The organism is Legionella oakridgensis ATCC 33761 = DSM 21215, from assembly GCF_000512355.1.
Classification (GTDB): Bacteria; Pseudomonadota; Gammaproteobacteria; order Legionellales; family Legionellaceae; genus Legionella_A; species Legionella_A oakridgensis.
The window spans coordinates 612357-624288 of record NZ_CP004006.1 but is presented as its reverse complement, the minus strand read 5'-3'; the positions used below and the strand labels follow the sequence as shown (position 1 = coordinate 624288).

The following is an 11932-nucleotide window of genomic DNA, read 5'->3' as shown; positions in this document are numbered from 1 at the left end:
AAAAGTTATTACAATTTGGGAGGTGTGGAGCATGCCCTATGCAACCAGCATCACTTGCGTGAATTAAAAGCAATAACCGAGCATGACAAAGAACCATGGGCACAGGCTATGACCCGACTATTACGTGTTGCTCTTCGCTGTCGTCATTTTAATGAACATCATGCAATACCTGTTGCTCGCATCAAGCGGTTGACCAACATCTACAAGAAGATTATTCGAGATGGGCTGGCGTATCATGAAACGCTGCCGCCATTGCCATGCAAAGGCAAACAGGGTCGACAAACCTCGACGGACAGGTCACAACCTCTTGTGGCGTTTATTTCATTACAAACAAGACGTTTTACGGTTTTTTCATGATCTGGCAGTTCCATTTACCAATAATGATGCTGAGCGTGATTTACGAATGATGAAATGCAAACAAAAAATATCCGGTGGTTTTCGGACCGCTCAAGGCGCTGAACAATTTGCTCGTATCCGAGGATTTATCAGTACGATCCGTAAACAAGGATTAAGCATTATCAGTTCCATCCAATCTATATTTTCTGGTACTATCCCTGTGTTATCAGGAATCTGAGATAACAATACAGTCCAACAGAGCAAGGAATAGTATATGCGTACGGAGTCTTACGTTTACCTTCTGACCAATAAACACAATAATGTTTTGTATACCGGTGTTACCAATGATTTGATACGCCGTGTTTATGAACACAAAAATAAACTGGTGGCTGGATTTACCCAAAAATACAATGTGGATCGACTGGTTTATTTTGAAGTTTGTTCAGGCATCGTCATGGCTATTGAGCGAGAAAAACAAATCAAAGGGTGGTCTCGAAAAAAGAAGCATGATTTGATTAATGCATTGAATCCTGAATGGAACGATTTGTATCCATCGCTACTTTAAAAATTGTGCCACTGCAGGCAGATCCCTCGCTGCACTCGGGATGACGTGGGGAGTTGCCTTTTTTTTGTAAAAAATAAACATATCCTACACTTTTAAATAATGATTTCTCCCGGAGTTTAGGCAATGCCGCTGCCCTTTATGCGAAGACGTACTGAAAACTCATTCGAAGGCTGCAGATGGCACCTTTAGTACCAGAACCTCTTCCTTGCTGACCGAGATTGCAAACTCTGCCCCAGCAATAAAACAAGATAAGGATACTGATCATACGCAAGCACGGATATGAACGCCTAGTGCTCACTATGAATTAACGCGTCATGTGCTTTAGTCATTAATTGATGATAACGGTGAAGATGTTCTCTAGTAGCCATAGGAGAAGGCAAAATCACTTCTGAAAAACACAATGCAAAAACCAATCGCCTGATTTTCCAAATGGTTTCCTGAAAGATTTCCACTTGTTGTTTCATTTCAGCGCTGGCTTTTAAATCCAGTTTTAAATTTTCAGAGCTAATGGCAATAGGCGCGAAATGTTCATTAAATTCATTTCGCAATTGTTCTATAAATTGAAAACTATTGATTTCTTGCAAGCGAGCCTGCTCAATCTTTACAATAATGTCTCTCAGAAAATCATACACCATTAGTTGATGATATAAATAAAGCTTTTGCGAATAACGATAAGCACGAAATAGAAAATAATCGCCCGCAATGATGATCATAATACCAATGATGGTGCATATGCCCCGATTAAGAACCATTTCAACGGGACCTTCCGGTGTCACGACTTCAACCGTTTGAGCCACCAATAAAAACACCACCACCGTAATAAAAAACACACAAATATCGTAACGACCAGGGTTTAGTGAAGTCACTGCCATACCAATGACTGCAACAATAAAAAAGACCGGAATCAGTCGATAATTCAGCTGTAAAAAATAAAGCAAAGGAATTAAAAACAACAGAGCAAGCAAGGTGCCGCCGATACGATGAATCGAGCGCCGGATAATAAGCCCAGGCTCCACACCAGAACTAATAACTAAAATGGTAAGAAAAATCCACCACTTATGAGGCAAGGTGGAAAATGCATAAATCATGACCGCTATAATAAACATGATGAGCAAATGACTGAATCGTGCGTATTCCAATCTTTTTTTTAAGGCAAGCGCATGCTGCATAACTGATTCCAAGAACGTATTACTTTATTCAGACAATAGACAACATAGCACTGCAATTCAGTCTCAGGTTTGATTTCCTCACCCGTTAAATCACCTAATGACCAATTTTTCATATGTATTCTTAAAAGATACAAATGATTTTTAATGCCTGTCCAAAATTCATCATTCTTCTTTTCATAAAAAGGTTATCCAGCGCAAATTGAATATTGCGAATATTCACCGACATTCGATACGTATGGATTAAATATCTTTTAGGGATCAGCTTTCGGCAGGCACGCATCATTCCAAGATGATTGACTTCTTCTACAATGGCATATTTATCCCGTGTTGAGATGGCTGCCTGAATATCACTTTCCAGACATTGAATGAATTTTTGCAAGGCTCGACACCAAATATAAAGATATTTATTGGGAAAAATTTTCAAGCAAATGAGGATGCCCCCCATGGACAAAATACTGGACGAAAACATTTCAATGGCAATTTGAAAATGAGCTGGTGGTTTTATGGTTAAAGTCATAGCACCAGCCGCCAGAATAAGCATGGTTAAATTTTTTAATTGCGGAAAAAATTTAAGGACGAGGTAATAAAGCGTTGCAAGAACACCAAGTGCATAAAACAAGAACATAAAATGCATGGGAGCAAGAAGATAAAATGAAATGCTGACCACCAGCATAGCCACAAAAATAAACAGCAAAAGAAATTCTTTTTCTTTAAAACTGGATATCAGTGGCATTTCATAAAATGACGCAACAATAAAAGGCGCAAAAAAAGCCATAAAATTGGCCGGCTTAAAAACCCAGTAAATGTAAACCAGAATCGTGGCGACGAAACAAGCCTTATACATTGCAAGCCGCTGAAGCGCATACGGGTCTACTTCATCCCACCACTCACTCAGCTTTGATATAAACATACGCGCTGGTCCCAACTCTCAGGGGATAATTTGGATCGGGATCAGTCACTTTAATGATCACCGGTAAGCGTTGCGGCAACAATATCCATTGATTTTCATTAAGAACGTTTTGCAGCTGGGTTCTATGGTCCACCTCTTGTCGATTGGCAGACCAGTAATCTGAATCGACAACGCCATGAAACATCTTTCTTCCCAGATACATACGTGGAAAAATTAAAGCTTTGGCACCTTTTCTAACGTCGCGTAAATCGGTTTCATTAAAATTAGCTTGAATATAAATATCATCGATATCAACCAGAGAAAACAAAGGTTGATTGATAATGATCGGGGCACCAACCGTATAAAATAAATTTTGAATCACCCCATTACTTTGTGCACGTACGTCCGTTAAATCCAGGTTAACTTCAGCAATTTTTAGTCTGGCAAGGATGGATTTAATTTCTTTTTCCTGTGCTTTAATGTAATGCTTGTCGATTTCTAACTGTTTCAAAGAGGCTTGCCATTGATCTTTGGCGGCTTGTGTCTCTTGTTGGGAGTTTTGCAGCGTTATGAGTGAAATAGATTTCATCTCATACCCTTTTCGGTATTTTTTATCATCTTGATCCAGCTTTATATATATTTTTTCATGATTTTCACTGATTTTCTGATCACGTTCATACGTCGTTTGCAAAGCAAACCATTTTGCCCGAGCAGACTCCACATCTGCTCTCAACTGTTCAACCGCCAATTGATAAGGCTCTTTAAACACGGTAAACAATCGCTGGCCTTTATGGACATATTCGCCATTCTTTACATCAATATGAGTAATAAAACCGGATACCTGAGCCGCGACGGGTCGAACGTTATTGACGACAAACGAATTATCAGTAAACGGAAAAAGAAATGAAAAAGCATAGACGAGCGCCGTAATCAATCCGATAAAAATAATGATATTGGGCAGTGTCATCCAACGCCTTGTATAAAAAAGCCCTTGTCTTACTCTTTGCAATGATCTAGAAAAATTGAGCATACAAGCCACAGTTTAAAAATTAACATTTATAACCACCTGCCAAATCCTGATACAGCATGACCATAGACATCGCCAATTGCAGCTTGGCCTGATTCGTTGACAGCGCCAGATTGTCAAGATATATCTTGCTTTCCAATAATACTTTATAAGATATTAAACCAGCTTTTAATAGCCCTTTTTGTAATTCATATTTATGGCGATAGTCTTTTTCAGCAGCCAGATTTTCAGCGTATAACTCGTTGAAGCGCTTATTGGCAGAAAAATCATTATCCACCTCTTTTAAAATACGACGCACTGTTTTGATATAATTTGCTATGTCGGCATGATAAGTCCCTTTACGGGTAGCAATTCTACCAAACGTAGCCGGATCAAGGACTCCTTGGAAATACGCATCCGTTGCCTGCTCAAACGTGCTATTAGGCAAATGAGCTTCCCCCAGAAAATCATCCAGCTGCAGGGCTGGAAAAAAATCGCTATAAGCCGACCAAATACCCGCTTGAGAGCGTTTAACCGCATAGCGCGCCATTTTCAAATCAGGTCGATTATTTAAAACCGTGGCCGGTAAGCTGCCCGGCTTTATACGGCTAAAATCCAGATGGGTAAAATTATTTTTGCTTTTTATTTTTCCAGGATTGTCATTGATTAAATAACGTAAGGCATTTTCACTAACCACAAGATTATGTTCAATAGGTTTCATTTGAGCGGCTATCAGTCTCTCATCCACCAACACACTGGCTAAATCAATCTCATTTTGCAGACCAATTTGAATGTCTTTACGGCTAAGGACAATAAGTTCTTTTACATCAGCATCCAATTGTTTTAATAAACGCAATTGTTCTTTTTGTGCCATTAACGTGAAATAAGCAGAAGCAATTTGTCCAATAAGCGTTAGGCGGGTACCGTCCATTGCGGCTCGATAATAATCGACATTCCATTTAGCCTGATTCTGCAAGCTTATCTGTTTTGCAATATTTAACGTATAATAAGGCCACATTCCATAAAACCCTCCCGGCACACCTAACGCCGGATTTGTAGAATACCCCCCAAACAACTTCAACATTGGGATCCAACTGAGTTTAACCTGCTGCAATTCCCCTCGAGCCTGTTGCAAATTACCCAAAGCGATGTGAATATCCATATTATTTCTTAAACCACACTCCATTAAACGGTTCAATTGAGGATCATCAAACTGCTGCCACCAGCGAACGTAGGGTAAATTATCGATGTGTTTATAAGTCTCGGTGCTAGAAGGAAAGTGCTCAGGTATCCTAACAGGGGGAACAGCATGGTGCACATTGCAGCCTTGAAGGCTGATAATCACCATGAAGATAAGAAATGCTTGTTTGATCATGCCTTGTTTATACTTTTATTTTATGGGTTTAATTCATAATCACCAAGAATGAAAAATCAGTCAGGCTCTTATTCATGATTAATCATCGCTTGCTAGGTTATATTTTAATCTTTTTAACTTTCCCTACGTGGGCAGTGCAAAATCGCTACAGCTTCTGGTCCCTTATGTCCGTTTCTGGCACGATTGGTTCCTATTCCTATGATATTCAATCACAATTACGATTCAATGAACATGGTACCCCGATAGATCAATTTTTGACAAATGTAAGTGCGGGTCATTCTCTCGCTGCTCAATGGGCTGCCTGGATTGGCACAACGTATGTATTAAATGATCTGGATGCGCTGAAAAATCTCAAAGAAATCCGACTATGGGAACAATTAAATTGGATATACTCCCAAAATCCCGAGACATTAAGAATTAATTCCCGACTGGAACAACGAACAGCCAGTCATTATTCAGGAATCGCAAACCGTTTACGTGAACGACTGATAATCAGTTTCCCACTTGAATCTAAGTGGCGCGCGGTAAGCTACGATGAAATTTTTATTAATTTTAACCGAGTTTCCTGGATTACCACTAAAACGCTTGACCAAAACCGCCTATACATTGGCCTGGAACATAAAACATCGAACGTTTGGCAGTTTGGATTAGGTTACATATACCAATACGTCTTTTCTTCGCCCGCACAATCAAATAATATTTTACAAGCTTCTCTCTTTTTGAACTTGGACCATTTTGGTTAATAAACGAAAACTTCGTCTAAAATAGTGTGATATCAAGAAGGTACAAAAAAATATTTTTATAAAAAAGCCTGGATTCTTACTAACAAAATATTTTTCATGCGCTATACTCTATACAGCGATTTCTCCCGCTATAAAAAGGAAGAATAAAAACACTAACCATTAGAATAAAGAAGGATAATTATTATGAAAAAACTAATTGCCGTATTATTAACCGCTGGTGCAATGAGTGTTGCCTTTGCTGATGACACAACCAATGGCACAGACAATACAAATACAAAGCCACAAACCACCGTTAATGGCACGCAAACCAACGACACTAACGCCACCACGGATACCAGCACAACCAACGGAACCACCGGTACCAGCACTGGAACAGACACAACCACAGGAACTGGCACCAGCACCGGAACGGGCACAACAGGAACCAATAGCGATACAAGCAGTGATTCAGAAGAATAATATTATTTATCAGCCTTTGGTGCAGATGCCAAAGGCTGAATCCTCTAATTCCATTGTCTCCTGCGTTTCAAAGAACCTCCAAAACACATCACTCTTCAAAAAAATAGCATTCCTTCAAAGAGCATCATGTCTTGCGTGACATCAGAAAAAAACAATAAGTACATCGTTTTAAACTTCTTGTATCTAGTTTTGATTTTCTATACACAGAATTATCCACAGATTTTGTGGATAACAAAAATGAAAAAGAAATCGGATAAAACCTTACCAGCCCTGAAATTAATACAATAATTTAATAAACATCAAGAATTGGCAAACAAATGGACTGGAAAATTATCCACAGAGACTTGGAAAAGGAAAATAAAGCATTAAGGTAACCATCCTAGCAAATAAAATAAAAAAACAGACTTGACTTAAAATTTTTTATACTTTTAAGATCACTCAAACAAGATTAGCGCACAGGCATGCATTTAAAAAAGAATGCCTATTAAATACATGATGGGGTAGAAATCATTTATGATGATTGCAATGGATGGGTATTTTGTCGAATTGACACGAAAACCAATTAAAAATATTAATCTTCGTATTGACACGAAAGGACAGGTAAAAATTAGTGTACCAATACGATATACGGATGCAGAGGTTTATCACTTTCTGCAAAGCAAGCATGAATGGATTAATCATCACCGCAAACGATTGCAGGCTTTTAAAGCACCCGCCATCCCTCAATGGATAACGGGCGAACGTCATTTTTTTCTAGGAAAAGCGTACGAATTGCAAATGTATTCTGATTCAGAACAGACAACCATTCTTCAGGATGAGCACTTCATTCATTGCTATGTTCAATCAGGGGCAACCATCGCCGAAAAACGCCTTTTATTAAAAACCTGGTATAGGCAGCAAATGAAATCCAAACTTCCTACACTCCTCAAAAAATGGGAACCTATCATCGATGTGCAAGTTAGTGCCTGGAGAATAAAATCGATGAAAACACGTTGGGGTTCTTGTAATACACGAGAAAAAAGAATCTGGCTGAATGCCTGCCTGATTCAAAAACCACTGGAATGTCTGGAGTACGTACTTGTGCATGAAATGGTTCATTTATTAGAGGCAAGTCACAACAAGCGATTCCATAAGTTAATGAGTACCTTCATGCCAGAATGGCCCATTTATAAAAAGCGTTTATCAGAAAGTCCAGCCATTTTCTATTGAGCACCATGAACAAATATATCTTTTCATTGTATAAGTTTCCCATTAAAAATCTGATAAAATCTGGAATATCACTGTTTTTTATATAGACATCATGATAATATTCTGCGCAAATTAAGTCGTCCCAATTAATTTATTTCATTTTATGAAACATAACAGTAATTACTTTGTCTTGAAAAAACCACCATTGTCTTTATGGCAATCGCTGCTTTTTATCATTAAAATTCCTATCTCTCTTCCAAGCTGGATTATCTCTTTTTGTTAGCTCGTATGATGGCAAACATCGTATTAAGCCCAACCTATGCTAAAACACAAAAACCCATCCATCTTGTGCGTTTTTCAGACGATCCAACAGAAAAAGGTACTGTGGTTATTAATTTGCTTCCCAAAGATCCCCACAAAACGTTTCATGATTACTTATTGAAATTTAGTAGCGTGTTTCATCTTCCCTTTCTCGCCAAGCTTAAAAAAAGACAACTTAGTTTTAAAAACCCCAAAGATAAAGCACATATTGACCAAATCATTACCGAAATTGATTTACTAATCACAGGACAATCAACCACTGACAAATGCCAACATAAAACCTTTAAATGGACAGATATTCACTTAAAAGGCCTGGAATACCTGGATGACGAACTAAGGAACTATTTATTTGCGAAACTTCGGGCCAAATATGGCTCCGAGGCGGATACCCCGCCTACAACAACGATGGACTTTTTTACGCTGGAAACACCAGATGACGCCGTCCTTGACTCCGTTGCCCTATCTGCAGAATCCGAACAAGACAAACCCATGGCAGAACGAAAATTTGTCATTGTTTGCCTTGCCAATGGCCAAAGCTATATTGATTGGCTTAAAGATTTTAACGTCTCGGCAAAAGAAATCGGTTGCACCATCATCGGTTTTAATTATCGCGGGATTGATTACAGCCAAGGCATGATATGGACGCAAAATAATATGGTCGATGATACCATAGCGCAGGTCAAACGTTTATTAGCGCTTGGTGCAAAAGCAGAAAATATTGGCTTGGAAGGCATGTGTGTCGGAGGGGTTGTAGCCACCATCGCTGCCGCAAAGCTGCACGATGAAGGGCTTAAAGTAAAACTCTATAATGAGCGTTCATTCCGCTCTGCTCCACACCTTCTTGCTGGAACTGTGTTACCTGACGCTCAAAGCAGCTTATGGAGTCCTGTTACTTTAGGACGCTATTTAATAGCAGGTCTTGTATTCGCCATATTCACTCCAATTGTTTGGCTTGCCGGATGGCATTTGGATGCAGCAAGCGCCTGGGATAAGATTCCTTTGGCAGATAAAAACTACTCGGTCATTCGCAATCCAAGGGATATTGACCCGAAAGCCCCTAAAACCGATGGCATCATTGAAGACAGCTGGGCATCGATGGCCTCTCTAATGGATGAAAAACGTGCGGAGATTATTGAGAAAAAACAGCGGAAGCAAGCGCTCACGGAAGAAGAAGAGGCACTACTGTCTGATCAACCTGAAACGCATCAATTTAAGGTAAACCCTCAGTTTGAACTTAAAAATAAAACCCCTCATGTCATTGCCCGCCGGCACCTCATTCAAACGGATGGACCATTACACATGCACCAGCATATGATTGCAAGTTTTAAAAGCAAATTTTTCCGGACATCTACGATAAGTCCAAATTCTGAAACAACGACGGAAACGAATCATGCCCTATCATTATAAACCCCATTCACATGTAAAAATTTGGTTGAGTAACAACCCAAGCGTATTCATGAATTTCGAGAATCAAACTCGACTCATTGAAATGCGCGAAAAAACCCACGTGATGTCATTCACTTAGTATACGATTCAACCCTATTAAATGCTCAAGCACTGGCTGAATTGGATGAGTTTTGTAGAGAAAATAATATCACGCCTGTAGATGCCAGCGCTGAATCATTCAAAAAGCAACTTCGAACAGCTGATGAACGCAGCTTATATCAGTTTTATCAAGACGAAATTTACCATTTAAAAGAAGGCGGCAATTTAGGCGTTGCCAGCGACATTCTACGATGGTTACCGCCTTGTTATCGTCTAGGCACATACACAGACTTAGATGTTCCTCTGGATACAGCCACACTTCCAGACTCCATTTCTGTTAATGCGCCTTTATTATTAAATATTGGGACTTTAAGACTTGGAAAAAAAGAAACGCTGATTACCCTTAACGAATACATTGCCGTCGTTGATGAAGAAGCGGCCAGACCCTATATAGAACAAGTACATGCTGGACTTGTACAAAAATTAACAAGATATCATTCTGATTATATTGAGAAAACAGAAGAATCTTTTAATAAAGACGGCTTTCTCAGTAAAGTGTTGCTTGGCTATATGAAAAATCGCGCGGAATCAGCCTACATTCAAAAATCAACCGAAGTATTTCCGCACGAACCTGGAATTTCTTCAAGAAAACTTCGAGCTTATATTAATGAAGTAATGACCGATAAAGAGAAATATTTAGATTTTCATAAAACCTCCGCTGAAGAATCTCATGAATCAGTCATTAAACGCTTAAGACAGGATCTTAGAAGTCAACTTGGTATCATCAAATGGTTATTCTTTACGAAAGAATATAACGAAATAAAGAAAGTATTATCACAAAATGACGACCAATTTACCGCTTCTTTAATGAAAAAAGAACGCTCGCTTTATTTAAAATCCATCGTCATTTGTACGACCGGCCCCATTGAAGTGGCAAATAGCTTATATGACGGCTATATCCTAAGCTCAGATGAAGTCAATAGCATGGTTCGCCCATTCACATTTAGCCATTATGGCCTTCATCATGCGTTTTTATCCAGAAATGTTATTCCTTTGCATGAAAACATTTTTGGAATGCTGAGATATCTTGGAGCTGATGTTGGTGAATTAAATGACTCTTCCTGGTTGGAAGAAGGCATGACTTTACAAAAAAGTCGGCAAGAAAAGCTTCTAGATCACCGGAAGGATCTAGCTGAACAACTACCTTCTTCTTTAGCAGTGATAAAGCAAGACATCGAAGCGCACATCAAACAACTTCAGCAAGATTCGCAAGGCTTTTTAGTTTTTTCGGACGCGCTAGAAGAGAAGCAAAAATAAAAGCTCTTCAACAAGTATTGACCTGTTTTCTTCCAGAGGAAAAGACCTTTGATATTGCGCAATTCAAACGAGTTTTAGCAGACCTTCAACCCGTAAAAGAACAAGTATTTGCTGGCTTTTTCTTTCATCGTACCCAAAAGCTCATCGAACGCCTAGAGCAACTTTGCTACGATGCCGTGGTATATCGTCTGGCAAAAGATAAAAAAATAACAACAGCGGTTGTTGAGACATCAACATCGCTTAACTCTAAAGTACAAGATGAAATAAGTCGCAGACGCCTTGCATCCAGTAAACATACTGACCATCATCCTTCGCATACCGGCTCACGACCCCTAGGCTTTTTTGCCCCGGCACCACATCCAGTTACTGACGAAGCATTTGAGCCTCATCAAAAACTGAGGCTATAGCTATTCTTTATCGATTATGAAGTAGGGACACTTCTTTTCGATTCACGATTAAACTCATGACACTCGCAAAAATAAATTTTTCTTTATCTATAAGCCACTAGATGTCTTGGCAGCGAATCGCTATTATAATTTCAAAGTTAGCTCTTATGCGGACGTCATTAAAAACGGTAGTAAATAGCGCGAGATGATATATTAATCGTGGAAAGAACTTTTTTATTCAATCAGGCAACAAGAATACGCTCTTTTTGCAAAAATATGCGCCCTCGCGCATTAAATTTTTTCAAAAGCCATCTTAACCTGCCAGTCATTATTGTGTTGACTGTTCTCATTCTGGGTTTGTTTCATTTATTTTCTTATTTAATTCCTTTTACAGACAATGCGTTCGTAGTAACCAATGTCACACCCGTTGCAGCTGACGTCTCAGGCTTTATTACCAAGATTTATGTAAAAAATGGACAAGCAGTCAAAAAAAATGACCCTATTTTTACAGTTTATCGAGTTCCTTATCAATTGGCATACCAAGAAGCACAGGCCAATTATCAAGAAGGCTTGAAAAAATCATTGTCTTTGAAAAACAGATCGATAAAACCAGAGCATTAATTAAATCCACGGCCGCAGAATTGGAAAAAGCACAATACGAATTAATGCTTAAAAAAATAAGCTGGTCGTCGA

At 39.0% G+C, this 11932-nt stretch carries 13 protein-coding genes and 1 pseudogene; 10 read left to right on the top strand and 4 right to left on the bottom strand.

All coding sequences use genetic code 11. The features are described from left to right. Positions 1-15 precede the first annotated feature (15 nt). The 3 genes and pseudogenes from LOA_RS15710 to LOA_RS03070 all read left to right on the top strand — a co-directional run. Positions 16-141 (top strand): annotated as a pseudogene (locus LOA_RS15710) (hypothetical protein); the annotation flags it as partial. Between the two features lie 79 nt (positions 142-220). Beyond that, a complete protein-coding gene (locus LOA_RS15705; RefSeq protein WP_118996613.1) occupies positions 221-574 on the top strand; it encodes an IS66 family transposase in 354 nt (117 codons plus the stop codon). 36 nt (positions 575-610) lie between these two features. After that, entirely contained in the window at positions 611-901 is a 291-nt protein-coding gene (locus LOA_RS03070; protein WP_025385096.1) for a GIY-YIG nuclease family protein, read from the top strand. A 287-nt stretch (positions 902-1188) separates the two neighbouring features. Here the strand turns inward: LOA_RS03070 and LOA_RS03065 are convergent, their stop codons facing one another. From LOA_RS03065 to LOA_RS03050, 4 genes are all read right to left on the bottom strand, one after another. Further along, positions 1189-2070 carry an FUSC family protein gene (locus LOA_RS03065; protein ID WP_025385095.1) on the bottom strand — a complete coding sequence of 294 codons (882 nt, stop codon included), beginning with the start codon at positions 2068-2070 and terminating at the stop codon, positions 1189-1191. A gap of 121 nt (positions 2071-2191) precedes the next feature. Continuing rightward, a complete protein-coding gene (locus LOA_RS03060) occupies positions 2192-2980 on the bottom strand; it encodes a hypothetical protein (RefSeq protein WP_238551309.1) in 789 nt (262 codons plus the stop codon). Beyond that, on the bottom strand, positions 2958-3926 hold the full coding sequence (locus LOA_RS03055; protein ID WP_420324030.1) for an HlyD family secretion protein: 969 nt from the start codon (positions 3924-3926) through the stop codon (positions 2958-2960). The genes LOA_RS03060 and LOA_RS03055 overlap by 23 nt, the downstream gene beginning before the upstream one ends. Positions 3927-4008: 82 nt before the next feature. Beyond that, the gene (locus LOA_RS03050; RefSeq protein ID WP_025385093.1) at positions 4009-5340 is read right to left on the bottom strand and encodes a TolC family protein; all 1332 of its coding nucleotides are present in this window, start codon (positions 5338-5340) and stop codon (positions 4009-4011) included. Between the two features lie 74 nt (positions 5341-5414). Between LOA_RS03050 and LOA_RS03045 the strand changes: the two genes are divergently transcribed. The 7 genes from LOA_RS03045 (at position 5415) to LOA_RS15130 (ending at position 11860) form a co-directional block, all read left to right on the top strand. After that, positions 5415-6083 (top strand): DUF2490 domain-containing protein, encoded by a 669-nt coding sequence (locus LOA_RS03045; protein WP_025385092.1) that lies wholly within the window; start codon positions 5415-5417, stop codon positions 6081-6083. Positions 6084-6266: 183 nt separating this feature from the next. Next, positions 6267-6542, top strand: coding sequence for a hypothetical protein (locus LOA_RS03040; protein ID WP_025385091.1), 276 nt, complete (start codon positions 6267-6269; stop codon positions 6540-6542). A 513-nt stretch (positions 6543-7055) separates the two neighbouring features. Further along, positions 7056-7751: a M48 family metallopeptidase gene (locus LOA_RS03035; RefSeq protein WP_025385090.1), complete on the top strand. Its 696-nt coding sequence runs from the start codon at positions 7056-7058 to the stop codon at positions 7749-7751. 255 nt (positions 7752-8006) lie between these two features. Beyond that, positions 8007-9458: an alpha/beta hydrolase gene (locus tag LOA_RS03030; RefSeq protein WP_158423011.1), complete on the top strand. Its 1452-nt coding sequence runs from the start codon at positions 8007-8009 to the stop codon at positions 9456-9458. Positions 9459-9566: 108 nt separating this feature from the next. Continuing rightward, entirely contained in the window at positions 9567-10853 is a 1287-nt protein-coding gene (locus tag LOA_RS03025; protein WP_081726611.1) for a glycosyltransferase family 88 protein, read from the top strand. 17 nt (positions 10854-10870) lie between these two features. Further along, positions 10871-11260, top strand: a complete 390-nt coding sequence (locus tag LOA_RS13615) for a hypothetical protein (protein ID WP_052335875.1) — start codon at positions 10871-10873, stop codon at positions 11258-11260. Positions 11261-11458: 198 nt separating this feature from the next. Continuing rightward, positions 11459-11860, top strand: coding sequence for an HlyD family secretion protein (locus tag LOA_RS15130; protein WP_042238667.1), 402 nt, complete (start codon positions 11459-11461; stop codon positions 11858-11860). The last annotated feature ends 72 nt before the right edge of the window (positions 11861-11932 follow it).

What these genes read in the sequence shown, in the direction of transcription:
- LOA_RS03035 (WP_025385090.1), top strand. Translation starts at nt 7,056, where the DNA reads ATGATGATTGCAATGGATGGGTATTTTGTCGAATTGACACGAAAACCA.
- LOA_RS15705 (WP_118996613.1), top strand. Translation starts at nt 221, where the DNA reads ATGGGCTGGCGTATCATGAAACGCTGCCGCCATTGCCATGCAAAGGCA.
- LOA_RS03065 (WP_025385095.1), bottom strand. Translation starts at nt 2,070, where the DNA reads ATGCAGCATGCGCTTGCCTTAAAAAAAAGATTGGAATACGCACGATTC.
- LOA_RS03070 (WP_025385096.1), top strand. Translation starts at nt 611, where the DNA reads ATGCGTACGGAGTCTTACGTTTACCTTCTGACCAATAAACACAATAAT.
- LOA_RS03060 (WP_238551309.1), bottom strand. Translation starts at nt 2,980, where the DNA reads ATGTTTATATCAAAGCTGAGTGAGTGGTGGGATGAAGTAGACCCGTAT.
- LOA_RS03055 (WP_420324030.1), bottom strand. Translation starts at nt 3,926, where the DNA reads ATGACACTGCCCAATATCATTATTTTTATCGGATTGATTACGGCGCTC.
- LOA_RS03040 (WP_025385091.1), top strand. Translation starts at nt 6,267, where the DNA reads ATGAAAAAACTAATTGCCGTATTATTAACCGCTGGTGCAATGAGTGTT.
- LOA_RS03050 (WP_025385093.1), bottom strand. Translation starts at nt 5,340, where the DNA reads ATGATCAAACAAGCATTTCTTATCTTCATGGTGATTATCAGCCTTCAA.
- LOA_RS03045 (WP_025385092.1), top strand. Translation starts at nt 5,415, where the DNA reads ATGATTAATCATCGCTTGCTAGGTTATATTTTAATCTTTTTAACTTTC.